Source organism: Staphylococcus arlettae, assembly GCF_025560845.1.
Classification (GTDB): domain Bacteria; phylum Bacillota; class Bacilli; order Staphylococcales; family Staphylococcaceae; genus Staphylococcus; species Staphylococcus arlettae.
Genome location: NZ_CP094803.1, coordinates 987,254 through 1,012,357 on the forward strand (window position 1 = coordinate 987,254; position 25,104 = coordinate 1,012,357).

The 25,104-nt window shown below is 36.7% G+C and carries 14 protein-coding genes, 26 tRNA genes and 3 rRNA genes; 39 read left to right on the top strand and 4 right to left on the bottom strand.

Annotated features, from left to right (window positions below):
- The first annotated feature begins 4 nt into the window (after positions 1–4).
- Positions 5–1,537, top strand: a complete 1,533-nt coding sequence (locus MUA37_RS04740) for an ATP-binding cassette domain-containing protein (protein WP_262624863.1) — start codon at positions 5–7, stop codon at positions 1,535–1,537.
- A 9-nt stretch (positions 1,538–1,546) separates the two neighbouring features.
- Positions 1,547–2,389, top strand: a complete 843-nt coding sequence (locus MUA37_RS04745; protein WP_204171889.1) for a sugar ABC transporter permease — start codon at positions 1,547–1,549, stop codon at positions 2,387–2,389.
- Between the two features lie 34 nt (positions 2,390–2,423).
- On the opposite strand, the gene MUA37_RS04750 is transcribed toward MUA37_RS04745, so the two are convergent.
- The gene (locus MUA37_RS04750; RefSeq protein ID WP_002509979.1) at positions 2,424–3,401 is read right to left on the bottom strand and encodes a metal-dependent hydrolase; all 978 of its coding nucleotides are present in this window, start codon (positions 3,399–3,401) and stop codon (positions 2,424–2,426) included.
- A gap of 120 nt (positions 3,402–3,521) precedes the next feature.
- Here MUA37_RS04750 and mutY point away from each other — a divergent pair, with 120 nt between their 5' ends.
- From mutY to MUA37_RS04765, 3 genes are all read left to right on the top strand, one after another.
- Positions 3,522–4,562 carry an A/G-specific adenine glycosylase gene (mutY, locus tag MUA37_RS04755; RefSeq protein WP_204171888.1) on the top strand — a complete coding sequence of 347 codons (1,041 nt, stop codon included), beginning with the start codon at positions 3,522–3,524 and terminating at the stop codon, positions 4,560–4,562.
- A gap of 73 nt (positions 4,563–4,635) precedes the next feature.
- The gene (gene ntdP / locus MUA37_RS04760; protein WP_002509981.1) at positions 4,636–5,178 is read left to right on the top strand and encodes a nucleoside tri-diphosphate phosphatase; all 543 of its coding nucleotides are present in this window, start codon (positions 4,636–4,638) and stop codon (positions 5,176–5,178) included.
- Between the two features lie 213 nt (positions 5,179–5,391).
- Complete coding sequence (locus MUA37_RS04765; protein ID WP_002509982.1) at positions 5,392–7,128, top strand: ABC transporter ATP-binding protein; 1,737 nt, start codon at positions 5,392–5,394, stop codon at positions 7,126–7,128.
- A gap of 124 nt (positions 7,129–7,252) precedes the next feature.
- On the opposite strand, the gene MUA37_RS04770 is transcribed toward MUA37_RS04765, so the two are convergent.
- From MUA37_RS04770 to MUA37_RS04780, 3 genes are all read right to left on the bottom strand, one after another.
- Positions 7,253–8,605: an IS1182 family transposase gene (locus tag MUA37_RS04770; RefSeq protein ID WP_021459431.1), complete on the bottom strand. Its 1,353-nt coding sequence runs from the start codon at positions 8,603–8,605 to the stop codon at positions 7,253–7,255.
- A 208-nt stretch (positions 8,606–8,813) separates the two neighbouring features.
- Positions 8,814–9,908 (bottom strand): FUSC family protein, encoded by a 1,095-nt coding sequence (locus tag MUA37_RS04775; RefSeq protein WP_204171887.1) that lies wholly within the window; start codon positions 9,906–9,908, stop codon positions 8,814–8,816.
- A gap of 68 nt (positions 9,909–9,976) precedes the next feature.
- Entirely contained in the window at positions 9,977–11,266 is a 1,290-nt protein-coding gene (locus tag MUA37_RS04780) for a glutamate-1-semialdehyde 2,1-aminomutase (RefSeq protein WP_142019543.1), read from the bottom strand.
- Between the two features lie 80 nt (positions 11,267–11,346).
- Here MUA37_RS04780 and bcp point away from each other — a divergent pair, with 80 nt between their 5' ends.
- From bcp to MUA37_RS04950, 34 genes are all read left to right on the top strand, one after another.
- Positions 11,347–11,802 carry a thioredoxin-dependent thiol peroxidase gene (gene bcp / locus MUA37_RS04785; protein ID WP_142019544.1) on the top strand — a complete coding sequence of 152 codons (456 nt, stop codon included), beginning with the start codon at positions 11,347–11,349 and terminating at the stop codon, positions 11,800–11,802.
- Between the two features lie 6 nt (positions 11,803–11,808).
- A complete protein-coding gene (locus tag MUA37_RS04790; protein WP_142019545.1) occupies positions 11,809–12,759 on the top strand; it encodes a phosphoglycerate dehydrogenase in 951 nt (316 codons plus the stop codon).
- A 95-nt stretch (positions 12,760–12,854) separates the two neighbouring features.
- Positions 12,855–13,310, top strand: coding sequence for a peroxide-responsive transcriptional repressor PerR (perR, locus tag MUA37_RS04795; protein WP_002509717.1), 456 nt, complete (start codon positions 12,855–12,857; stop codon positions 13,308–13,310).
- A 564-nt stretch (positions 13,311–13,874) separates the two neighbouring features.
- Positions 13,875–15,427, top strand: a 16S ribosomal RNA gene (locus tag MUA37_RS04800).
- A 106-nt stretch (positions 15,428–15,533) separates the two neighbouring features.
- A tRNA-Ile gene (locus tag MUA37_RS04805) sits at positions 15,534–15,610 on the top strand.
- Between the two features lie 26 nt (positions 15,611–15,636).
- Positions 15,637–15,712, top strand: a tRNA-Ala gene (locus MUA37_RS04810).
- Positions 15,713–15,899: 187 nt separating this feature from the next.
- A 23S ribosomal RNA gene (locus tag MUA37_RS04815) occupies positions 15,900–18,820 on the top strand.
- Between the two features lie 77 nt (positions 18,821–18,897).
- Positions 18,898–19,012, top strand: a 5S ribosomal RNA gene (gene rrf / locus MUA37_RS04820).
- Together the 16S, 23S and 5S rRNA genes with 26 tRNA genes alongside form the textbook arrangement of a ribosomal RNA operon.
- 11 nt (positions 19,013–19,023) lie before the next feature.
- Positions 19,024–19,099, top strand: a tRNA-Val gene (locus MUA37_RS04825).
- Between the two features lie 16 nt (positions 19,100–19,115).
- Positions 19,116–19,191, top strand: a tRNA-Thr gene (locus tag MUA37_RS04830).
- A gap of 5 nt (positions 19,192–19,196) precedes the next feature.
- Positions 19,197–19,272: transfer RNA gene (locus tag MUA37_RS04835), tRNA-Lys, on the top strand.
- Between the two features lie 7 nt (positions 19,273–19,279).
- Positions 19,280–19,361, top strand: a tRNA-Leu gene (locus tag MUA37_RS04840).
- 3 nt (positions 19,362–19,364) lie between these two features.
- Positions 19,365–19,439 (top strand) — tRNA-Gly (locus tag MUA37_RS04845).
- Between the two features lie 15 nt (positions 19,440–19,454).
- Positions 19,455–19,543, top strand: a tRNA-Leu gene (locus MUA37_RS04850).
- A gap of 14 nt (positions 19,544–19,557) precedes the next feature.
- A tRNA-Arg gene (locus MUA37_RS04855) sits at positions 19,558–19,631 on the top strand.
- Positions 19,632–19,644: 13 nt separating this feature from the next.
- Positions 19,645–19,718, top strand: a tRNA-Pro gene (locus MUA37_RS04860).
- Positions 19,719–19,737: 19 nt separating this feature from the next.
- Positions 19,738–19,813: transfer RNA gene (locus MUA37_RS04865), tRNA-Ala, on the top strand.
- Positions 19,814–19,830: 17 nt separating this feature from the next.
- Positions 19,831–19,904: transfer RNA gene (locus tag MUA37_RS04870), tRNA-Met, on the top strand.
- Between the two features lie 25 nt (positions 19,905–19,929).
- A tRNA-Ile gene (locus MUA37_RS04875) sits at positions 19,930–20,003 on the top strand.
- A 9-nt stretch (positions 20,004–20,012) separates the two neighbouring features.
- Positions 20,013–20,105 (top strand) — tRNA-Ser (locus MUA37_RS04880).
- A gap of 47 nt (positions 20,106–20,152) precedes the next feature.
- Positions 20,153–20,245, top strand: a tRNA-Ser gene (locus MUA37_RS04885).
- Positions 20,246–20,258: 13 nt separating this feature from the next.
- A tRNA-Met gene (locus tag MUA37_RS04890) sits at positions 20,259–20,332 on the top strand.
- A gap of 9 nt (positions 20,333–20,341) precedes the next feature.
- Positions 20,342–20,417, top strand: a tRNA-Asp gene (locus tag MUA37_RS04895).
- Between the two features lie 4 nt (positions 20,418–20,421).
- Positions 20,422–20,494 (top strand) — tRNA-Phe (locus MUA37_RS04900).
- A gap of 11 nt (positions 20,495–20,505) precedes the next feature.
- Positions 20,506–20,578 (top strand) — tRNA-Thr (locus tag MUA37_RS04905).
- Positions 20,579–20,587: 9 nt separating this feature from the next.
- Positions 20,588–20,671 (top strand) — tRNA-Tyr (locus MUA37_RS04910).
- A gap of 20 nt (positions 20,672–20,691) precedes the next feature.
- Positions 20,692–20,765, top strand: a tRNA-Trp gene (locus MUA37_RS04915).
- Positions 20,766–20,767: 2 nt separating this feature from the next.
- Positions 20,768–20,840 (top strand) — tRNA-His (locus MUA37_RS04920).
- An 11-nt stretch (positions 20,841–20,851) separates the two neighbouring features.
- Positions 20,852–20,923 (top strand) — tRNA-Gln (locus tag MUA37_RS04925).
- Between the two features lie 7 nt (positions 20,924–20,930).
- Positions 20,931–21,004 (top strand) — tRNA-Cys (locus MUA37_RS04930).
- A gap of 7 nt (positions 21,005–21,011) precedes the next feature.
- Positions 21,012–21,086: transfer RNA gene (locus MUA37_RS04935), tRNA-Gly, on the top strand.
- Between the two features lie 42 nt (positions 21,087–21,128).
- Positions 21,129–21,212 (top strand) — tRNA-Leu (locus tag MUA37_RS04940).
- Positions 21,213–21,570: 358 nt separating this feature from the next.
- Positions 21,571–22,239: a YSIRK-type signal peptide-containing protein gene (locus MUA37_RS04945; RefSeq protein ID WP_262624865.1), complete on the top strand. Its 669-nt coding sequence runs from the start codon at positions 21,571–21,573 to the stop codon at positions 22,237–22,239.
- Between the two features lie 2 nt (positions 22,240–22,241).
- Entirely contained in the window at positions 22,242–25,061 is a 2,820-nt protein-coding gene (locus tag MUA37_RS04950; protein ID WP_262624866.1) for a hypothetical protein, read from the top strand.
- Positions 25,062–25,104: the final 43 nt, after the last annotated feature.

Genomic DNA, 25,104 nt, shown 5'->3' on the forward strand with positions numbered 1-25,104 from the left:
ATAGATGGGCAGCTCAATTATTTTAAAGTTACTGAATGTAACACATTACTATAGAAATAAGAAGTCTAAGAAGTGGTATAAACCTTTTGGATATGGTGCTGATGACATTGAATTAAATAATATCTCACTACATATTTATCAAGGTGAAGCATTAGGAATAATTGGTGAGCCAGGTGCATCAAAATCGTTGATAGGTCGTATTTTAAGTGGTGAAATAAAACCTGATAAAGGAAAGATTAATAGTAAAAAACCAATCTTTTTTGCAGATGTTGAAGACCGTAAATTACAGCACATTACAGTATCAGAGTTTGTAGCTGAAACACTTCAGCTTTTCCCATATAAAATCTCCAATCATAAAGCAGATCAAATTATGCAATATGCAGGTGTTGCTACACATGCTGAAGAAACTATTCAAACCTTAACTAAAGGTGAATATGCACAACTCCTCTTTACTTTAGCGCGTACATCGCAGGCTGATGTTATTATTTTCAATCAAGTTTTAACACATTTAAAAGATGATTTTGTAGAGAAAGCCATTGCATTAACAGATGAATACATAAAAAATAATCAAACTATTATTATGATTGATGATGATGTCGATAAAATTGCACAAACTAGTAATTATATTGCATGGATTTCCCACGGACAATTGCGCATGGAAGGATCAGTAAACCAGGTTATTCCAGCATTTAGGGATCACGAGAAAGATAGGTTATCGTTACAAACAGATGAAGAAATTGCCAATTTTGATGTCGATTGGAAAAAGAATCGTACGAAGATGCCTGAACTTACTTATAATTTCAAAAGGGTCGAACGTTATAAACATGCTAAACCGCCACTAGCCATAACTCGTTTTTGGACATTATTAATTAGTTTTATTGTAGCTGCTGTCTTTATGGCATTATTAATGTTTAATGACGTTGGTAGACTCCAATTTGCTCAAAGTATTAATCAAGAAACTATTCAAAACCAAAAAAAGGATCCAATTGAAGAAAAACTTGCATATGGTATTGTCTTAGAGCAATCAGTTACAGCAACAGGAATTGGACATAAAGACGAAGTTAAATTAAAGCCGTATAGTTTTTTGACAATTACAGGGGAAAGTTCTAAAGCATATCGCATTGTGATTGATAATAAAAACTACAAATTAAAAAAAGGTAATGTCAGATATTTTGACCCAGCAGGTTTATTTGAATCTCATGATGCGAAAGAGTTAGCACCATATATGCAAAAAAACTATATTAATTACTATGAATATTTTAATAGCCACTTACATAAAAAACATAGTAAAGTCACAGATACATTGGTGCCTGAAAATAATAAAGATAACCGTTTTGTTGTACCTATAGTGTCTCAGCCAATTTCAATGGTGTTTAATGACAATAATAATTTAACTGGTTTCGTTTATCCGATAAAAAATGAAGAAAAATTAAAGGATAAATTTGATATTGATACTAAATTATGGATCGTAAAATCAGGCGACGGATATTTTATGGCAGATTTAACAAATAATAAATGGATTTATATTGAATTGTAGGTGCAAAGGATGATAGATAAATTAATAAATTATAATAAAAAAATTCCTAATTTAATCAACAGTGCACTCTCGTATCAAAAGAGACAATGGAAATGGTTAGTGGTTCCTTTTATATGTAGTTTGCTCTTATTGTTAGTATTAATGGTAATTTTTAACATTAATAATACCGAGGATTTACTACAAGCAAGATGGTTCTTTAGGCTATCTGCATTTGTGACATTTGGATATGTAGGAGTAGCCATTTATTTGAATTATAAACGCTACGTTAGAGTTTATTACACTGGTAAAATGTTCAACATTTCTCCTATAGTAGAAATAATTATTAATACGATAGTGTGGTGTATATTATTATTAATTTTACTAGTTATATTTATATTTAGTACGCCAATAAATATAGAAAGTTCATTTATAACGACTTTATATTTTGTAATTATGGCAGGAATTTTAATTAGCGTAATATCAATTATTATGGGACTTATTACTGTTTTAATGTTCAAATTAGATACGTTGTTTTATATTTGTACTGCAATTACATTTTTTATAGTTCCAATTATTTTTATACCGACTACAAAGCCTTCGATTTTAATGCATATTTTAATGTTAAACCCGGTATTTTATGTTGTAGAAGGTGTGGCTCAATCTGTAGTGTTTGGGGCAATAAGTTTAAACAATGTGCCATATCATTTTTACTTTTACTTTGTAATCGGCATATTATGTGTGTTGGCTTATGCATTAAAGCGTAAGGTGGCGCATGTGAAATATAATTTTCGATATAAAGTTGAACAAAACACAACAAAAGAAGATGTTAGTTCAAACGACAAAGTAACGACTTCAGAAACATCAACAGATTAAAAAGGCTATGCGTCAATATAGACGCATAACCTTTTTATTTTGCAAATAATTTACGTTGTAGTTTATCTTCACTAAAGACCCAACCTATATAAGAATGCTGAATTGTCATTTCTTTATCGAGAAGGACAATCGCAACAAAGGAATAGTGGCCATTTTTTAAATATCGTAAATCTATTAATCGAATTTCCATGCTACCATCAGCTAAATGTTTAGTTTCCCAGCGGTAAATTGAAGAAAAATTAAGGAAAGTTTTAACATTTTTATCATGTTTAACGTAATCCATTAAATTATTACTTGGTAATGAATGGCGTTTTACTTTTTCGCTAAATACTACGTTTCTACCATAACTTCTTCCTACATAATCATACACATCTGTTTGAATAGCAACTCGCCACTCCATAAATCTGATTGTAGGAGCCACAAAAACTTTTACTAAATTGTGTTCTTGTTTGATTTGGCGTAACGCAGTTTGTCTAATAGCTTTTTGCATTTTAAAACGAATGATATAATAAATCACCAAAATTAAAAAGATTGGGAAAAAAGCCCAATATGGATGTACTCCCATTCCCCATACTACGATACCAAGACACCATAAGATAAATATAATTGGATCAAATGTATTTATCACGCTTAGTTGAATCCATTTATTGGTTATTGGCCGTAGTGCCTGAGTACCATATGAATTAAAAATATCTACAAAAACATGTAAAAATACCGCGAGTTGTGCCCATAACCAAACATGAGTAGCATCAACATTACTAGAAAATGTAAAAACAAGTAATGTGATAAGTAGAGGCCATAAAATAGTGAAAGGTATTGAATGTGTAATGCCTCTATGGTTTGATATATAAGTGGCATTATCTTTCAATTTAAAAACGGTATCGCTATCTGGTATTAGGGATCCAGCGACTAGTGTTGTGGCAGTAGCTGCAAATGACCCTGCCATGGCTGGGTCTTGAGTTGCTAGTGCTGTTAAGCCAATCCCCATGACGATATGTGTACCTGTATCCATATAAGTCACTCATTTCATACATATTTCTTACTATTATATATTATAATTCATCGTAATGAATAACAAAAAGCTAAACTATTGATTTTAATTAATTTTAAACTAGAGAAAGAGTTGTGTTTTATGTATAACGAAAAACGATTCAAAAACAATCTATTGCAATGGTTTGATACAGAACAACGAGCTATGCCTTGGAGAGAAACTAAAAATCCGTACTATATTTGGCTGAGCGAAGTTATGCTACAGCAAACACAAGTTAAAACGGTAATCGATTATTATTTAAGATTTATAGCTCGTTTTCCTACAATTCGTGATTTAAGCGAAGCACATGAAGATGAAGTGCTAAAATTATGGGAAGGACTAGGTTACTATAGTAGAGCGCGTAATTTCCATACCGCAATACGAGATGTACACCAAAATCATAATAGTGAGGTGCCAATGGATCCTAAAACGTTTGGAGCATTAAAAGGTGTTGGGCCATATACACAAGCAGCAGTTATGAGTATTGCCTTTGATCAGCCACTCGCAACTGTGGATGGCAATGTGTTTAGAGTTTGGTCACGATTGAATAACGATACACGTGATACAAAATTACAAACGACAAGAAAAGCCTATGAAGCGGAATTAGCACCTTACGTACAACAAAGCGCAGGTGATTTTAACCAAGCAATGATGGAATTAGGAGCTATGATATGTACACCTAAAGCACCTTTATGTTTATTTTGTCCAGTACAAGAACATTGCGAAGCTTTTGAACAAGGAACTGTAGCGGATTTACCAGTTAAAACAACGAAAGTTAAAAAGAAAGTTATCAAACAACATGTATATTTAGTAAAAAATGAATTCAACGAATACTTAATTACTAAACGTAAAGCAAACTTATTAAATAATATGTGGCAATTTCCGATGTATGATATAGAAGATGAGCACAGTTTAGAGAGTGACATAGGCGTAAATATTAATTTCTACAAGCAATCAAGTTATCAATTAAAGCATCAATTCACACATTTAACTTGGGATATTAAAGTTTTTGAAGCAACAGACATTGTCCGTAAACAAGATATAACATTAACGGAAGATATGGAATGGCTAGATTTAAACCAAAAAGATAATTATAACTTTCCTGTTAGTATGACTAAAATTTATCAGTTTTTGAGAGAATAGCGATTATTTCGCTGACTTAATGATACTTATGTTATAATCTGAATTGTGAAATTAAGTTAAGGTGGTGTGGAGCATGGTAAAAGAGTCCATACCTAAAGAAGGTCAGACTATAAAGATTCAAAGTTATAAACACGATGGCAATATACATCGTGTATGGTCTGAAACTACTATATTAAAAGGTACGGATCATGTAATTATTGGAGGGAATGACCATACACTTGTTACAGAAAGTGATGGGAGAACCTGGATTACACGTGAACCAGCAATTGTATATTTTCATTCAGAATTTTGGTTTAATGTTATTTGTATGTTTAGAGAAGATGGTATTTATTATTATTGTAATTTATCATCACCATTTGTTTGTGATGAAGAGGCATTGAAATATATAGATTATGATTTAGATATTAAAGTGTATCCAAACGGTAAATATCATTTGCTAGATGAAGATGAGTATGAACAACATATGAACCAAATGAACTATTCATCTGATATTGATAAGATATTAAGAAGAAATGTAGATATTCTACAACAATGGATAGAACAGAAGAAAGGTCCTTTTGCACCAGACTTTATTAAAGTTTGGAGAGAGCGTTACAAAAAAGTAAGAAACTATTAAGCATAAATAGTGTATTTAAAGTGAAAATCATTTATAGTGTTATAAGTATTCATATACTTTGTACAATAATATTAATTATTATTTGAAATAGATAAGTAATATTAGGTGTAACAACAATGCTTTTATACTTATGACATATTAGAGGCAGCCTAGTTGGAAATATTCAACTTGGCTGTTTCGTTTGTTACTTTTACTAGAGGGGGGAAACGCATCATGATTCGCAGATATTTAGAATTTGTGAAACCATATAAATGGCGAATCATTGCAACTATTCTTATTGGTATTATTAAATTTGGTATACCGATGTTAATACCATTGTTAATTAAATTTGTGATTGATGATGTTATTAACAATAATGCTATTACCAATGATGAGAAATTTATAAGACTTGGAATTGCAATGGGCATTGCGATTTTCATTTTTGTTATTGTCAGACCACCAATAGAATATTTAAGACAATATTTAGCACAATGGACAAGTAACAAAATCTTATATGATATTCGTAAAAAATTATACGATCACTTACAAGCACTGAGTTCTAGATTTTATGCTAATAATCAAGTAGGACAAGTTATCTCTCGTGTGATAAATGACGTAGAGCAAACTAAAGATTTCATATTAACTGGGCTAATGAATATTTGGTTAGATTGTATAACGATTTTAATCGCGTTATCCATTATGTTTGTGCTTGATGTGAAATTGACGTTAGCAGCGATAGTTATTTTCCCATTTTACATTCTGACGGTCTATTACTTCTTTGGTCGTTTAAGAAAATTAACACGTAAAAGATCACAAGCATTAGCTGAAGTTCAAGGATTTTTACATGAACGTGTACAAGGAATGCCAGTTATTAAAAGTTTTGCTATCGAAGATAATGAAGCTCAAAACTTTGATAAACGAAATGTGCATTTTTTAGATCGAGCTTTTAAACATACACGATGGAATGCTTATTCTTTTTCAGCTATTAATACTGTAACTGATATTGGACCGCTTATTGTAATTGGTGTGGGTGCTTATTTAGCAATTACAGGTTCGATTACTGTCGGAACATTGGCAGCATTTGTTGGTTACCTAGAACAACTTTTTGGTCCTTTACGTAGATTGGTATCATCATTTACGACATTGACGCAAAGTTTTGCATCTATGGACCGTGTATTCCAACTTATTGATGAAGATTACGATATTAAAAATAAAAAGGGTGCACAACCATTAGAAATTAAACATGGTAATATTCAACTTAATAATGTAAGTTTCAAATATAATCATGATGAAGCTATGGTGTTGGAAAATATTAACTTAGACATCAAACAAGGTGAAACCATCGCTTTCGTAGGTATGAGTGGTGGCGGCAAATCAACATTGATTAATTTAATACCACGTTTTTATGATACAACATCAGGTAGTATTGACATTGATGGTGTGAATATTAAATCTTATTTAACAGGTAGCTTAAGACATCAAATTGGATTAGTGCAACAAGACAATATTTTATTCTCAGATACTATTAAAGAAAATATACTATTAGGGAAACCTGATGCTTCTGAGGAAGATGTGATTGAAGCGGCTAAAATGGCTAACGCGCATGATTTTATAATGAATCTGCCTAAAGGTTACGATACAGAAGTTGGTGAAAGAGGAGTAAAACTTTCAGGTGGTCAAAAACAACGTGTATCTATTGCGAGAATCTTTTTAAATAATCCACCTATTATTATTTTAGACGAAGCGACTAGTGCTTTAGACTTGGAAAGTGAAGCGATTATACAAGATGCATTGAATGTATTAAGTGAAAATCGGACAACGCTTATTGTAGCGCATCGCTTATCTACTATTACCCATGCAGATAAAATTGTAGTTATGCAAAATGGTCATATTGTTGAAACAGGTACGCATCAAGAATTATTGGCTAAACAAGGTGCTTATGAACACTTATTTAGTATCCAAAATTTATAACAGATAATAAAAAGACCTCTGAATTATCAGAGGTCTCAGAACGTGGACAAACCCTTCGCAAGTTAATGCGAAGGGTTTATTTATTTTCTTTTTTTATAGTTTTTTTCAAAATTGCAGTGGTCTTTCAGACCATTACTGGGCCTTTTATTAGCCACATTGCGATTTTTTTAAGATTCATGGCAGCACAAATTAGCGTGGTATCCATGGAAACTTTGTCATGTCCTCTATATCTCGTCCATCTCATACCATGCTGTTCTTTTGCATCGCCAAATTTTCTCTCTATTGTTTGACTTCGCATTTTATATTGTTTTTTAATTGTATCCACAAACCTTAAATCTTCAACTATATCTAAATCATCTTGCCAAACATGTCTTCTAATTTGTTTTATGGCATCTTTACTTTCAGTACATTTATTTAGTAGTGGACAGTCTCGACATATTGAAGCATCTGATACATATAATCTGTGTCCTGTTGGCATTGTTCTTTTATATAGTAAAGTTTCATCATTAGGACAAATATAAGTATCATAATGTTCATCGTAGATGAAATCTTTTGTTCTGAAAAAACCAGGTTTTCCTTTAGGTCTCGTATATGGCATTGCTGGTACAATTGCTTTTTCAAGCAAAAAGTGTGCATTAAAAGGTGTTTTATAACCTGAATCAATTGCTAATGTGATAGGCAACATCTGCTTGGTTTCCAATCTTTCAATCATTGGTTTGAGTTGTGTACTGTCGTGAATATTACCAGGTGTCACGTGCTTATCAATAATATAACCATTTTTATCTACACATGCGTGTAAACTATAAGCAAATTGCTTTTCTCGTTCACCTTTAACGTAGTACCCAGCTTCTGGATCAGTCGTACTTACTTTTTTGGTTTTATATTCCTCCTTGCTTTTATTTTTTATTGGCTTTTTTCCTTGTGCTCGCCTTTGTTCATTTATTTCATTATCCAATTCTTCTTGGAAGTGAAGTGTATCTTTTTTTACAATTTTTTTGATGTATTTATTCTTATTTGCATTTGCTTTAATATGTGTAGAATCAATGAATAAAGATGAGTGATCTATTAAGTTATTTTTGATAGCTATTTCTAGTATTTTCTCAAATATTTGTTCAAATAAATCTGTATCATGAAAACGACGTGTATAGTTCTTACTAAAAGTTCCGTAATGAGGTACTTTATCTAAAAAGCTATATCCTAAATACCAACGGTAAGCTACATTTGTTTCTATTTCTTTAATTGTTTGTCTCATTGATTTAATGCCAAACAACCTTTGTATGAGTAATATTTTTACTAAAATAACAGGATCTATAGATGGTCTACCATTATCAAGGCAATATTTGTCTTCGACAAGTTCATACACAAAATTTAAATCTAATATCGCATCGACTTTACGTAATAAATGATTATTAGGGACTAATTCAGAGATAGAAATCATTTCATATTGATCTCTTTTATCAATTGATTTATTCAACATAATAAACACCACCACTGTTTAATTTACATATATTATAATGTTTTTGTGTAATATTGGCAGTAATTTATGCCGACTCCTGCGGGAATATCACTAGCCGAAGACTACAGGCTAAGGCAGTGCCCGCGGAAAGCGTGCATAAAAAAACTGCCAACAAAGTCGGAGACTTTGTCGACAGTCTGAGACCTCTGAATTATCAGAGGTCTTTTTATTATAAATCAAAGTCTTCATCGATAAGCTCTATTTCATCGTCACTTCGATGATATGAAAAGAAACTTATACGTAATCTATCTAAATGCTCTAAGCTATATCGATATTCTTCGATAGCGGAAACAATTTGCATAATATTAGCAAACGAATATGCAGTTTGATATGGGTTTTTAATGATTTCTTTTTGAAAAGCATCCATTAAGTTTTTCTTTTGAGGATTTTCAATTTGTGTATCACTAATACTCGCATCATAACGTGCTTTTTTAGATAAACTGATAAATATTTGTTCATGAAATGATGTTAAACTATCTATTTCTAACTTTATTTGTAACAGCAAATCATTACTTAAATTATAAAGATCATTTTCATAGCGATTCATACGTTTTAAAACTTCATAGGCTTGTTTGGTGCTTCGAACTACTTCTTTAAAGAGTATTTTTTTGCGGTTTTGCGCGAATGCATGTTTTTTCATTAATGGTTTCTCTTCTTCATAATACCCGAAAGTTTGCTCCAGTTTGCTAATGCGGTTACTGATTAGGCTTCTATCTTCTTTAATGTGATGATATTCAGACGTATCATTTAAGACCAATTTTAACCATACAAAAATATCTGTCGAAATATTTAGTGCATTGTAATAAATTTTTGATTCGAATTTTGGTGGTAAGAATACAAAATTTACTAAAGAAGAACTAAGTACACCAATCATAACAAGAACAAATCTGAAAAAAGCAGATACATAGAAGTCACCAGTGTGCTGTCCCATAATAATAAGTGCGGTTACACTTGCTAATGTTGCAACATGAGCTAAATTAAATCTAAATAAAATAGCGATAAGTAAAATGACAGTTACACCCATAATGATAAAGTTATTGCCAAATACCGTGACCATGGCTACGGATAAAATAGCGCCAATCACATTACCGATAGCTTGTTCAGATACCGTTTTGATAGAGCGATATACGCTAGGCTGCATAGCGACTACAGCACTGACACCGGCGACTGCTTTTAAACCAGCTTCATCAGGTAATAAAGAAGCGATAGCCAAAGCAAGTATAATTGATATACCTGTTTTTATAATACGAGCTCCTAATTTCAAGAATTACCGCTCCTTTAAAAAATATTTAATTACACTATTTATACAATGATTAGCAAGAAAATTCAAGTTTATTTCATTTGACTAAATGCATTATCGACAGCTTTTAACGTTGTATCTATATCATCTTCAGTATGTTCTGTAGTTAAGAACCATGCTTCAAATTTAGAAGGAGCTAAATTAATGCCTTGGTGTAACATCAATTTGAAAAATTGTGCAAATGCTTCACCGTCTGAGTTTTCGGCTTGATCGTAATGGGTAACCTTTTCGTCTGTGAAATAGAGTGTTAGTGCACCATATACTCTATTTACCGTAGCAGTTATACCATGTTTAGTAATAAGTTCATTTAACCCGTTTTCTAGACGTTGTCCTAATTGGGATAGTTTATCATAAACACCATCTTGTTCTAAAACTTCTAATAAGGCTATACCGGCTTTCATTGATAGAGGGTTACCGGCCATAGTTCCTGCCTGGTAAGCTGGACCTAATGGCGCTACTTGTTCCATAATATCTTGTCTGCCACCATAACCACCGATTGGCAAGCCACCACCGACAATTTTTCCAAAAGCAGTTAAATCTGGATATACTTGATATAAATCTTGTGCTGCACCGTAATGGAAACGAAAAGCGGTAATAACTTCATCATATATTACGAGTGTGCCATTATCATGAGAAATTTTATTTACTTCTTCTAAAAATCCTGGTTGAGGTTCGACCATACCGAAGTTACCGACTATTGGTTCTACTAATACACATGCTACCTCATCACCCCAATAATCAATTGCTTCTTTATATGCATCAAGATCATTATATGGTACTGTTATTACTTCTTTTGCTACACTTTCTGGTACACCAGCTGAATCTGGAGAGCCAAGTTGTGAAGGGCCGCTACCAGCTGCGACTAACACAAGATCTGAATGACCATGGTATTGTCCAGCAAATTTAATAATTTTATTACGCTTAGTATAGGCACGTGCGACACGAATAGTTGTCATTACAGCTTCCGTTCCAGAGTTCACAAAGCGGATTTTTTCTAAAGAAGGGATAGCTTCACGTAGTTTTTTTGCAAAATCAATTTCTAATCTAGTTGGTGTACCATATAGTACCCCTTTAGCAGCTTGTTCTTGAATAGCTTTTGTGATGTGAGGATGCGCATGACCAGTAATAATGGGACCATATGCTTGTAAATAGTCAATATATTTATTGCCGTCCTCATCGATTAAATAAGCACCTTGTCCTTCTTGCATTACTACAGGTGCACCGCCACCCACAGCTTTGTAAGAACGAGAAGGTGAGTTAACACCACCTAAAATATAATCATTAGAAAACTGCTGAAGTTTTTCACTTTCAGTGAATTTCATTAATATCAACCTCTTTTAATTTAATATTTTCGTCTATTATCGTATCATAAAATTAATAATATGAAGAAATAGGTGAGTCTATGTTACAAAAAGGAGATCAATTTCCACAATTTGAATTAGAAAATCAAGATGGAGAACTCGTTTCTAATGAAACATTAAAAGGAAGTAAGGCAATATTATATTTCTATCCTCGAGATAATACGCCTACATGTACAACAGAAGCATGTGATTTTAGAGATAATATTGAAGATTTCAATGATCTTGATGTCAAAGTGTACGGCATAAGTGCGGATTCTAAAAAGAAACACCAAAATTTTATCAATAAACATCATTTAAATTTTGATTTACTCGTAGACGAAGATTATCAACTTGCGAATGCCGTTGGTGTTTATCAACTTAAAAATTCATTTGGTAAAGAATCAATGGGAATTGTCAGAACTACATTTATAATAGACGAAGAAGGTATCATTATAGATGTTATTGAAAAAGTAAAAGTTAAAACACAAATGGAAGAGCTTAAAACAATTTTGGGGTGAGTCAATATGAAGGCAGTGAGTTTGAAGCGGTTAGGGCAAATGGAAGAAGTACTTATTGATACTTTTCCGACCGTGGACTTTGTCTTTACAGAAGGTGTATCTGCAATTTCTATCAATGATAGGAAAACATTAGATATATTATTTGGTCATGATAGTAGCTTGGATGAAACTTTCTTACAAGAATGTCCAAACCTTAAATGGTTGGCATGGTACTCAACTGGAGTGAATAAATTACCACTAGACTATTTAAGTAAGAATGAAATAGTAGTGACAAACGGTAAAGGTGTACATGCTAAACAAATGTCAGAGTTTATTATAGGTTACTTATTGGCAGACTATAAAAAAATGAGAACTTCCTATATTAATCAACAACAGCATAAATACGATTCTAAGTTAACCGGTAAACGATTAAATGGAGAAAGTATACTCTTCATCGGAACGGGTAGCATTGCTCAAAAAACAGCCAAAGTAGCTCAGGCATTAGATATGAAAGTTTTAGGGGTTAATACTACAGGCAAGACAGAAGATTACATTGACTATGTCTATCCAATAACGGAATTGGAACAAGCATTAACTACAGCTGACATCGTCGTTAACTGTCTACCAGAAACTTCAGAGACAATACATCTATTAACAAAAGAACACTTTGAAATAATGAATGACCATACGCTGTTTATGAATGTTGGACGAGGAACAATTGTAAAACATGAGGTATTAATTGATGTCTTAGAGCAAAAACTAATTAGACATGCCTACCTTGACGTTTTTGAGCAAGAGCCATTATCAGCAAATGATAAATTATATGAATTAGATAATGTAACACTTACAGCACATATTACTGGTAACGGTACAGAGAATGCTGAAGATATAACAGAGATATTTAAAAAGAATTTACAATATTTTCTCAATTATGGAAAAATAATTGAGAATCAAGTAGATCTGAAAAAAGGATATTAATAAGGAATAAAGGAATAATATTGACATTGTGCGTGCCTAACAGTTATATTAATATTAAGTAATAATAATTATTAAATAGAAAGATGGTGAGGAAAATGAGTGCAGAAATGGAAACTATCGAACATCAGCTAGAAGATTCGATTGCTTCGTTGAGAACAGCAGGCATCAGAATTACGCCACAAAGACAAGCAATACTGAAATTTTTAATTTCAGCAGAAACACATCCGACAGCCGACGAAATATACCAAGCACTTTCACCTGATTTTCCTAATATAAGTGTTGCTACAATATATAATAACTTACGTGTTTTTAAAGATATCGGTATAGTAAAAGAATTAACTTATGGAGATTCATCAAGTAGGTTTGATTTTAGTACACATAATCATTACCATGTGATTTGCGAAAAGTGTGGTAAGATTGTGGACTTTCACTATCCTCAACTAGATGAAGTTGAACAATTAGCCCAACACGTAACTGAATTTAATGTATCGCATCATCGCATGGAAATTTATGGTGTATGCAAAGCATGTCAAAATGAAGAAGAAAAATAAATAATAAAAGAGAGGTGATAAAATCACTTCTCTTTTTTTGTTGCTTATAGCTAAATACTACAATAGTAACAATAGATGTGAAATGTAATAAACAGTAGGCTGTGAAATTTACACAATAATACAAATATATACATTTTAAAAATAATACGTAATAGTTATAGTAATATTAAACATAATTTAATAAGGAAATCGATTGACGTTCTATTGTAATCTTGATATTATATAAAAGTCGTCAAAACAAGACGCACCGACGAACAGTTCAAAACATTAAATAAATTTACAAAGTGTAAATTTGGTACTTGTGAAAACGAACTGAACGTTATAAAATATTAAATGTTGAGTTAAGAAACAAACAAAAATTTAAAAAATAAAAAATAAATTTATTGTTGACTTAACAAAAACTTAATGTTAAAATAAATTCTTGTAACGCAATAAATGAACATTGAAAACTGAATCGCAATATGTCAACGTTAATTCCAAACGCAACGACAAGATCGTTGGTTTAAACGTGTTAGAGATAACACACAAATTAGTATTTTATGAGCTAATCAAACATCATAATTTTTTATGGAGAGTTTGATCCTGGCTCAGGATGAACGCTGGCGGCGTGCCTAATACATGCAAGTCGAGCGAACAGATAAGGAGCTTGCTCCTTTGACGTTAGCGGCGGACGGGTGAGTAACACGTGGGTAACCTACCTATAAGACTGGAATAACTCCGGGAAACCGGGGCTAATGCCGGATAACATTTAGAACCGCATGGTTCTAAAGTGAAAGATGGTTTTGCTATCACTTATAGATGGACCCGCGCCGTATTAGCTAGTTGGTAAGGTAACGGCTTACCAAGGCAACGATACGTAGCCGACCTGAGAGGGTGATCGGCCACACTGGAACTGAGACACGGTCCAGACTCCTACGGGAGGCAGCAGTAGGGAATCTTCCGCAATGGGCGAAAGCCTGACGGAGCAACGCCGCGTGAGTGATGAAGGGTTTCGGCTCGTAAAACTCTGTTATTAGGGAAGAACAAACGTGTAAGTAACTGTGCACGTCTTGACGGTACCTAATCAGAAAGCCACGGCTAACTACGTGCCAGCAGCCGCGGTAATACGTAGGTGGCAGGCGTTATCCGGAATTATTGGGCGTAAAGCGCGCGTAGGCGGTTTCTTAAGTCTGATGTGAAAGCCCACGGCTCAACCGTGGAGGGTCATTGGAAACTGGGAGACTTGAGTGCAGAAGAGGAAAGTGGAATTCCATGTGTAGCGGTGAAATGCGCAGAGATATGGAGGAACACCAGTGGCGAAGGCGACTTTCTGGTCTGTAACTGACGCTGATGTGCGAAAGCGTGGGGATCAAACAGGATTAGATACCCTGGTAGTCCACGCCGTAAACGATGAGTGCTAAGTGTTAGGGGGTTTCCGCCCCTTAGTGCTGCAGCTAACGCATTAAGCACTCCGCCTGGGGAGTACGACCGCAAGGTTGAAACTCAAAGGAATTGACGGGGACCCGCACAAGCGGTGGAGCATGTGGTTTAATTCGAAGCAACGCGAAGAACCTTACCAAATCTTGACATCCTTTGACCACTCTAGAGATAGAGCTTTCCCCTTCGGGGGACAAAGTGACAGGTGGTGCATGGTTGTCGTCAGCTCGTGTCGTGAGATGTTGGGTTAAGTCCCGCAACGAGCGCAACCCTTAAACTTAGTTGCCAGCATTTAGTTGGGCACTCTAGGTTGACTGCCGGTGACAAACCGGAGGAAGGTGGGGATGACGTCAAATCATCATGCCCCTTATGATTTGGGCTACACACGTGCTACAATGGACAATACAAAGGGCAGCTAAACCGCGAGGTCATGCAAATCCCATAAAGTTGTTCTCAGTTCGGATTGTAGTCTGCAACTCGACTACATGAAGCTGGAATCGCTAGTAATCGTAGATCAGCATGCTACGGTGAATACGTTCCCGGGTCTTGTACACACCGCCCGTCACACCACGAGAGTTTGTAACACCCGAAGCCGGTGGAGTAACCATTTATGGAGCTAGCCGTCGAAGGTGGGACAAATGATTGGGGTGAAGTCGTAACAAGGTAGCCGTATCGGAAGGTGCGGCTGGATCACCTCCTTTCTAAGGATATATTCGGAACAACTTCTACGAAGTTGAAATAAGGAATAACATTGACATATTGTATTCAGTTTTGAATGCTCATTTAGCATTACAAATCACCTAGAATGGGCCTATAGCTCAGCTGGTTAGAGCGCACGCCTGATAAGCGTGAGGTCGGTGGTTCGAGTCCACTTAGGCCCACCATTCAATTTTATATTATATAGCCTTATGGGGGCTTAGCTCAGATGGGAGAGCGCCTGCTTTGCACGCAGGAGGTCAGCGGTTCGATCCCGCTAGTCTCCACCATTATTTAATAAATTGTACATTGAAAACTAGATAAGTAAGTAAAATATAGATTTTACCAAGCAAAACCGAGTGAATTAAAGTTTGAAAAAGCTTGAATTCAAAACAAATAATCGCTAGTGTTCGAAAGAACACTCACAGATTAATAACATTTTGGGTTTAAATGAAACGATGTTTGATTTAAACAAACGATTAAGTTATTAAGGGCGCACGGTGGATGCCTTGGCACTAGAAGCCGATGAAGGACGTTACTAACGACGATATGCTTTGGGGAGCTGTAAGTAAGCTGTGATCCAGAGATTTCCGAATGGGGAAACCCAGCACGAGTTATGTCGTGTTATCGACATGTGAATATATATCATGTCTGAAGGCATACCCGGAGAACTGAAACATCTTAGTACCCGGAGGAAGAGAAAGAAAAATCGATTCCCTGAGTAGCGGCGAGCGAAACGGGAAGAGCCCAAACCAATAAGCTTGCTTATTGGGGTTGTAGGACACTCTATACGGAGTTACAAATGTATAAATTAGACGAATTATCTGGAAAGATAAATCAAAGAAGGTAATAATCCTGTAGTCGAAAATTTATACACTCTTGAGTGGATCCTGAGTACGACGGAGCACGTGGAATTCCGTCGGAATCCGGGAGGACCATCTCCCAAGGCTAAATACTCTCTAGTGACCGATAGTGAACCAGTACCGTGAGGGAAAGGTGAAAAGTACCCCGGAAGGGGAGTGAAAGAGAACTTGAAACCGTGTGCTTACAAGTAGTCAGAGCCCGTTAATGGGTGATGGCGTGCCTTTTGTAGAATGAACCGGCGAGTTACGATCTGATGCAAGGTTAAGCAGCAAATGTGGAGCCGCAGCGAAAGCGAGTCTGAATAGGGCGTTGAGTATTTGGTCGTAGACCCGAAACCAGGTGATCTACCCATGACCAGGCTGAAGTTCAGGTAACACTGAATGGAGGGCCGAACCGACTTACGTTGAAAAGTGAGCGGATGAGTTGTGGGTAGCGGAGAAATTCCAATCGAACCTGGAGATAGCTGGTTCTCTCCGAAATAGCTTTAGGGCTAGCCTCAAGTGATGATTATTGGAGGTAGAGCACTGTTTGGACGAGGGGCCCTTCTCGGGTTACCGAATTCAGACAAACTCCGAATGCCAATCAATTTAACTTGGGAGTCAGAACATGGGTGATAAGGTCCGTGTTCGAAAGGGAAACAGCCCAGACCACCAGCTAAGGTCCCAAAATATATGTTAAGTGGAAAAGGATGTGGCGTTGCCCAGACAACTAGGATGTTGGCTTAGAAGCAGCCATCATTTAAAGAGTGCGTAATAGCTCACTAGTCGAGTGACACTGCGCCGAAAATGTACCGGGGCTAAACATATTACCGAAGCTGTGGATTGTCCGTAGGACAATGGTAGGAGAGCGTTCTAAGGGCGTTGAAGCATGATCGCAAGGACATGTGGAGCGCTTAGAAGTGAGAATGCCGGTGTGAGTAGCGAAAGACGGGTGAGAATCCCGTCCACCGATTGACTAAGGTTTCCAGAGGAAGGCTCGTCCGCTCTGGGTTAGTCGGGACCTAAGCTGAGGCCGAAAGGCGTAGGCGATGGACAACAGGTTGATATTCCTGTACCACCTCAATTCGTTTTAAGCGATGGGGGGACGCAGTAGGATAGGCGAAGCGTACGATTGGATTGTACGTCCAAGCAGTAAGACTGAGTATTAGGCAAATCCGGTACTCATAAGGTCAAGCTGTGATGGGGAGAGGAATTTATTCCTCGAGTCGTTGATTTCACACTGCCAAGAAAATCCTCTAGCTAGAATTATGGTGCCCGTACCGCAAACCGACACAGGTAGTCAAGATGAGAATTCTAAGGTGAGCGAGCGAACTCTCGTTAAGGAACTCGGCAAAATGACCCCGTAACTTCGGGAGAAGGGGTGCTTTCTAGGGTTCACGCCCAGGAAAGCCGCAGTGAATAGGCCCAAGCGACTGTTTATCAAAAACACAGGTCTCTGCTAAACCGTAAGGTGATGTATAGGGGCTGACGCCTGCCCGGTGCTGGAAGGTTAAGAGGAGTGGTTAGCTTCTGCGAAGCTACGAATCGAAGCCCCAGTAAACGGCGGCCGTAACTATAACGGTCCTAAGGTAGCGAAATTCCTTGTCGGGTAAGTTCCGACCCGCACGAAAGGCGTAACGATTTGGGCACTGTCTCAACGAGAGACTCGGTGAAATCATAGTACCTGTGAAGATGCAGGTTACCCGCGACAGGACGGAAAGACCCCGTGGAGCTTTACTGTAGTCTGATATTGAAATTCGGCACAGCTTGTACAGGATAGGTAGGAGCCTTAGATACGTGAGCGCTAGCTTACGTGGAGGCGTTGGTGGGATACTACCCTCGCTGTGTTGGATTTCTAACCCGCACCATTGATCATGGTGGGAGACAGTGTCAGATGGACAGTTTGACTGGGGCGGTCGCCTCCTAAAGAGTAACGGAGGCGCTCAAAGGTTCCCTCAGAATGGTTGGAAATCATTCACAGAGTGTAAAGGCATAAGGGAGCTTGACTGCGAGACTTACAAGTCGAGCAGGGTCGAAAGACGGACTTAGTGATCCGGTGGTTCCGCATGGAAGGGCCATCGCTCAACGGATAAAAGCTACCCCGGGGATAACAGGCTTATCTCCCCCAAGAGTTCACATCGACGGGGAGGTTTGGCACCTCGATGTCGGCTCATCGCATCCTGGGGCTGTAGTCGGTCCCAAGGGTTGGGCTGTTCGCCCATTAAAGCGGTACGCGAGCTGGGTTCAGAACGTCGTGAGACAGTTCGGTCCCTATCCGTCGTGGGCGTAGGAAATTTGAGAGGAGCTGTCCTTAGTACGAGAGGACCGGGATGGACATACCTCTGGTGTACCAGTTGTCGTGCCAACGGCATCGCTGGGTAGCTATGTATGGACGGGATAAGTGCTGAAAGCATCTAAGCATGAAGCCCCCCTCAAGATGAGATTTCCCAACTTCGGTTATAAGATCCCTCAAAGATGATGAGGTTAATAGGTTCGAGGTGGAAGCATAGTGATATGTGGAGCTGACGAATACTAATCGATCGAAGACTTAATCAATTTTAATAGGTTTTACTTGGTTTAGTTATTTTACTTACTATCTAGTTTTGAATGTATAACTACATTCACATACATTGTCTGGTGACAATGGCAAGGAGGTCACACCTGTTCCCATGCCGAACACAGAAGTTAAGCTCCTTAGCGCCGATGGTAGTTGGATTTACATCCCGCTAGAGTAGGACGTTGCCAGGCAAATTATAAAAGGAGAATTAGCTCAGCTGGGAGAGCATCTGCCTTACAAGCAGAGGGTCGGCGGTTCGAACCCGTCATTCTCCACCATTTTAGATAGCATTATGCCGGCCTAGCTCAACTGGTAGAGCAACTGACTTGTAATCAGTAGGTTGGGGGTTCAAGTCCTCTGGCCGGCACCATCTAAGAGCCATTAGCTCAGTTGGTAGAGCATCTGACTTTTAATCAGAGGGTCAGAGGTTCGAATCCTCTATGGCTCACCATTAGATCGCGGGTGTGGCGGAATTGGCAGACGCACTAGACTTAGGATCTAGCGCCTTACGGCGTGGGGGTTCGACTCCCTTCACCCGCATTTGCAGAAGTAGTTCAGCGGTAGAATACAACCTTGCCAAGGTTGGGGTCGCGGGTTCGAATCCCGTCTTCTGCTCCATTTTTTATTGATAGTGCCGGGGTGGCGGAACTGGCAGACGCACAGGACTTAAAATCCTGCGATAAGTGATTATCGTACCGGTTCGATTCCGGTCCTCGGCACCATCTAAATTATATATGCGCCCGTAGCTCAACTGGATAGAGCGTTTGACTACGGATCAAGAGGTTATGGGTTCGACTCCTATCGGGCGCGCTTAACATTTATACGGGAAGTAGCTCAGCTTGGTAGAGCACTTGGTTTGGGACCAAGGGGTCGTAGGTTCGAATCCTGTCTTCCCGATAACTTACTAATACTATATGGGGGCTTAGCTCAGATGGGAGAGCGCCTGCTTTGCACGCAGGAGGTCAGCGGTTCGATCCCGCTAGTCTCCACCATATAAACAAATAAATAAGGCGGTGTAGCTCAGCTGGCTAGAGCGTACGGTTCATACCCGTGAGGTCGGGGGTTCGATCCCCTCCACCGCCACTATTATTATTGTGAATTATATTTAGGACCTTTAGCTCAGTTGGTCAGAGCTAACGGCTCATAACCGTTCGGTCGCAGGTTCGAATCCTGCAAGGTCCATATAATTAAGGAGGAATACCCAAGTCCGGCTGAAGGGATCGGTCTTGAAAACCGACAGGGGCTTAACGGCTCGCGGGGGTTCGAATCCCTCTTCCTCCGCCATTTTTTCAAAATATAATTCAATAATAATGTACTTTAATTTTTAATGTGGAGGAATACCCAAGTCCGGCTGAAGGGATCGGTCTTGAAAACCGACAGGGGCTTAACGGCCCGCGGGGGTTCGAATCCCTCTTCCTCCGCCATTAATATTATTACCGCGGGATGGAGCAGTTCGGTAGCTCGTCGGGCTCATAACCCGAAGGTCGGTGGTTCAAATCCGCCTCCCGCAATTACATAATGGTCTCGTAGTGTAGCGGTTAACACGCCTGCCTGTCACGCAGGAGATCGCGGGTTCGATTCCCGTCGAGACCGCCATTATGGTTCAGTAGCTCAGTTGGTAGAGCAATGGATTGAAGCTCCATGTGTCGGCAGTTCGATTCTGTCCTGAACCATTTTTATGCAAGCCGGCCTAGCTCAACTGGTAGAGCAACTGACTTGTAATCAGTAGGTTGGGGGTTCAAGTCCTCTGGCCGGCATCACATGATGGAGGGGTAGCGAAGTGGCTAAACGCGGCGGACTGTAAATCCGCTCCTTCGGGTTCGGCAGTTCGAATCTGCCCCCCTCCACCATTGTTTTTATTTAATAGTATAGGGGTATAGTTCAACGGTAGAATAGAGGTCTCCAAAACCTTTGATGTGGGTTCGATTCCTACTACCCCTGCCATGGCGGCTGTGGCGAAGTGGTTAACGCATCGGATTGTGGTTCCGACATTCGTGGGTTCGATTCCCATCAGCCGCCCTTAATATTAATGGGCTATAGCCAAGCGGTAAGGCAACGGACTTTGACTCCGTCACGCGCTGGTTCGAATCCAGCTAGCCCAGTTAGATTGGCGGCATAGCCAAGTGGTAAGGCAGAGGTCTGCAAAACCTTTATCACCGGTTCAAATCCGGTTGCCGCCTCCATGTATATGCGGGAGTAGTTCAATTCTTAGAACAGGTTCCTTCCCGGAACAAGGTATAGGTGCAAATCCTATCTTCCGCTCCAATTATTACTTCCAGGTAGGAAGTTTTTTATTTATAACATTGAGCCGGTGTGGCGGAATTGGCAGACGCGCGGGACTCAAAATCCCGTTCCTTTAGAGGAGTGTCGGTTCGATCCCGACCACCGGTATAATAATAACATCATAAAGTATTAACCTAGTATAGAAATCCCGTATCTTCGGGGTTTCTTTTTTTGTTCCACTTATATATTTAGTTACGCTTATTTAATTTTTTAAATTTCTATAACTTAGTGTAAGACAATAGTTAATATCTTACATTTAAATTGCATATAGTTTTACATATAAATTTAATTTTTGTGTTTTATTTTTACTTAATAACTATTCACATTTTACTATAATGATTAATCTTCTTTCTCTAATAAATTACCCTTTGTATAATAATTGTTGAATGTAAAGGTATAAAATTAATATAACCATTAATATTTATCTTCTTACATTTTATATTACTCGTAGAGGAGAATTAACATAGTGAAAACCTATAAAGAATATACAGCTAGTAAATACAACAAATACGCTATTAGGAAATTTAGTGTTGGCCTTGCCTCAATTATGGTAGGAAGTTTTATATTTTTAGGGCATACCATGACTGCACAAGCAAGTGAAACTCAAAATAATCAAAAATCTGGTCAAGACACATTAAAGGTTAGTAACAATTCTGAACAAACTAATGTGTCAGTGGCTGTAAAACAAACTGTCCAAAGTAGTACAAAGTCTGTTGAGAATGCACAGCCGGTTAAGTTACCTTCACAAAATGGTGATAGAGAAGCGAAATCTGGCGTGACAGTTGATACAAAATCATCTCAGCAACCCGTGAAAGAGGGTACAGGCAATCGGAACATTGCCCAATCAGCTACTAGTAAGCGTGAAGCATCACCAAATCAAGTTTCTTATGAACAACAACAAGTTACACAAGTAAACGTGGTAAATGAACCTCGAAATAGCACCTCTCAAACTAACGATGTTACAAATCATGCTCCACAAGCAAAAGAAAATAATGTAGCTTCTGTTTATCAACCATTAAATGACAAAAAAGTTAAAAGACAAGAGATTAATAAGTCGACTTATGATGTTAGTGTATTAAAAATTATAGAAAAAAATAAAAGTATCTTAATGAGGAAGAACGTAAATTCTTTTTAAAAATGGCATCACGTAATACTTCTTTTTTACCTAACGATTGGCCATTGATCTATAACCGTAATTATAAAGATATCTCCAAAAATGTTTTTGAACGTAAAATAGGTGAAGTAGGTAAAGTAAAAAATGAAAAAGTACTGAAAGCAATGTATGATTTAATTGAACAGAGAAATAATGACGAATTTCATACAGAATTATCCACTGATACTGAAAGATATATTAAAAAGCACAAATACAAATTAAAACAAAATATTAATGCACAAAATCCAACAATTGGTATTCATTTATCAAAAGATATTATTGCAATCTCACAACCCAATAATGTTGGACGTTATGAATCTTGGGGATTAAGATTAAATGAAAACTTAGCTAATAAAATTGAAGAAGTCAAAGTAAAATATAGATGGAATAATGAAACTATTGAAAAAGTAATTAATAAAGATATTAATGGCTTTTATTGGGTTAGAGGGGAGATCGACTTGCCTGCAAAATACGACCGTGCTGGTGGGGCAATGGATTTTGCACTAAAACTGAGACAAGGCCAATTTATAGATAAGATAAATGATAAGCTTTGGGGCTATATTATTGCCGATTCAAATCATAAAGTAACTATAGTTGGTGCTACATTTAGTTTTAAAAAGTTCGATTTTGCAGAGCAAAATTTTGATAAAAAGTTTAATGAAAAACTGCTGACATTGCAAAAGAACCAATTAATTCAAAAGATTAAGGACAATGCAGATAACTTTAATAATAAAGATAGTCTTAAACAGAAATATTTACAACAAGTGAATCAGGCACTTGGAAATATAACTACAGTCAAAGAATTTGCACAAGTACACAATACATTAGCACAAATAAATACAAGTGTAGAAAGAGCAGTAAAAGAGCTTAAAACATCAACAATTAATAGTCTTGATGTTAATGCTCAAAGTAAATTTGTAGATGTATTTAAATATATTGACTCTCATAAAGACAAATTGACTAGTGAAGAGCATAAATTTTTATTACGTATGGTGTCTCGTTTTAGTAGTTTCTTAGAACGTGATTGGAACTTAATGTACGAAGGTAAATATGAGCAAATTTCAAATAATGTAAATACGAGAGTGTTAGGAAATCAAGTAAGTCAGATTAATAAAATTTTGACTAATATGAAAGAATTAATTCAAATGCGTAACGGTGAAAATTACTTCAAAGATTATAGTAACGATAATCAAAATAAATACCGTACAAATAGCTACTCAGTGGATTCAAATATTACTAAGGATGAATTGAACAGACAACAAATTAAGTTAGCTATTAATAAAGAACAAGTTGTTTCTCTAGTTTCTACTAATAAAAAAAGAATTGAACGGTTTGAAAATTGGGGGTTACGTACGAATGAAGCATTAAATGCTAAACTCGCTTCTGTGAAAGTTCAATATCGTTGGAATGGACAAGATTATGAAGAAGAATTAGTACGAAATAAAGATGGATTCTATTGGTTCGATGAACGACAAAATCATAACAATGTTAAATATCATTCCGGTGGTAGTGTGAAGTTAGTTATGACATTTAACCATGGACAAGTATTAGACCATAATAATGACATGGCATGGGGTTATGTGATTAGCGATTCAAAAAATAAAGTAACTGATGTTGGTGCCAATATTGGATTTGGTAAATTTGATTTTAACTCTAATGATGTAGCTACAAATTTCAATAATAATGCAGTTCAAATTGTTAAAGAGGAATTAAACAAGCATATAACTAAGCATCAAGGTTTTTTATTAGATAATGAAGGTAATACAGAGCATTTTGCTGAAAAACTAAAAGCGATTAACTCAAGTGCAAATCAAGAGGAAATCATTACCCAATTATCACAATTGAACAGAGAAATTAACACAGCAATTGATAATTCGTTACTTAACAACAATCTTATTGTCATTCCAACTAATAAACAACATATTGGAAGTTATGCTAAAGGATTGAAAGATAAATATTTTAGTAGTGTACAAAGTTTAAATACAAATCCAAAAATTTCGCTTAATGCAGATAGTTCTTTAGTTATCCAACCTAAAGGCTATTTCTTCTATAAGCTAAAAGCGACAGATAAATTAGCGACTGGTAATAAATTTAACTTACAAATTAAAACTAAGTCAGTTGCGGAACAAACACGCTTTGAGTATGCATTTATAGGTGCTGATAATAAATATATAAGTAAAAATCTTATGATACCAAAAGTCGAGGATGGCTTATACCAATTAAACAATATATTGGTTCCAAAAGGTACAAATGCTATCATGTTACGTTTAGACAATAGAAATGGTAATAGTGATGTAGCAATTCAAAATATATCTCTAATTGCACACGAAGCATTAACGAATGAAGCAAGTAGAAATAATTTAATCGTTGTGCCTCCAAGTCAGCAACATATCGCAAATTTTGCGAAATCAATCAAAGATAGTTATTTTTCATCTTATCAAGCGAAAAACAGCTCACCGAACAATTCGTTTGATAAAGACGGCTCATTAACAATTGCACCGTCTGGTTATTTCTTCTATAACTTAAATACAATTAACGATTTAGCTCCAGGCAAACAATTCAAGATTCAAGTAATTACAGCACACAATGCTGATAAGTCAAAAGTAGAATATCGATTTACTAAAGGCGAAAATAATGAAAAACTACCGATTATAAGTGTACAAAAAGATGCACAAGGTAATTTTGTATCAGATAATATTACAGTTCCAGAAAATGCCAAAACATTAGCGTTACGTATAGATAATCGTCAAGGTTCAGAAGAATTTAAAATACTGGGAGTAAATGTATTTCCTGTACAAGTATAATTCCAGTAGTTGTTATAACTAACAATGCTTAATAAACAACAAT

Bases quoted from the DNA above. Each gene is read 5' to 3' on its own strand.
- MUA37_RS04745 (WP_204171889.1), top strand. From the start codon at position 1,547: ATGATAGATAAATTAATAAATTATAATAAAAAAATTCCTAATTTAATC.
- bcp (WP_142019544.1), top strand. From the start codon at position 11,347: ATGTTACAAAAAGGAGATCAATTTCCACAATTTGAATTAGAAAATCAA.
- MUA37_RS04765 (WP_002509982.1), top strand. From the start codon at position 5,392: ATGATTCGCAGATATTTAGAATTTGTGAAACCATATAAATGGCGAATC.
- MUA37_RS04750 (WP_002509979.1), bottom strand. From the start codon at position 3,401: ATGGATACAGGTACACATATCGTCATGGGGATTGGCTTAACAGCACTA.
- MUA37_RS04790 (WP_142019545.1), top strand. From the start codon at position 11,809: ATGAAGGCAGTGAGTTTGAAGCGGTTAGGGCAAATGGAAGAAGTACTT.
- MUA37_RS04740 (WP_262624863.1), top strand. From the start codon at position 5: ATGGGCAGCTCAATTATTTTAAAGTTACTGAATGTAACACATTACTAT.
- mutY (WP_204171888.1), top strand. From the start codon at position 3,522: ATGTATAACGAAAAACGATTCAAAAACAATCTATTGCAATGGTTTGAT.
- MUA37_RS04770 (WP_021459431.1), bottom strand. From the start codon at position 8,605: ATGTTGAATAAATCAATTGATAAAAGAGATCAATATGAAATGATTTCT.
- ntdP (WP_002509981.1), top strand. From the start codon at position 4,636: ATGGTAAAAGAGTCCATACCTAAAGAAGGTCAGACTATAAAGATTCAA.
- MUA37_RS04780 (WP_142019543.1), bottom strand. From the start codon at position 11,266: ATGAAATTCACTGAAAGTGAAAAACTTCAGCAGTTTTCTAATGATTAT.
- perR (WP_002509717.1), top strand. From the start codon at position 12,855: ATGAGTGCAGAAATGGAAACTATCGAACATCAGCTAGAAGATTCGATT.
- MUA37_RS04950 (WP_262624866.1), top strand. From the start codon at position 22,242: ATGGCATCACGTAATACTTCTTTTTTACCTAACGATTGGCCATTGATC.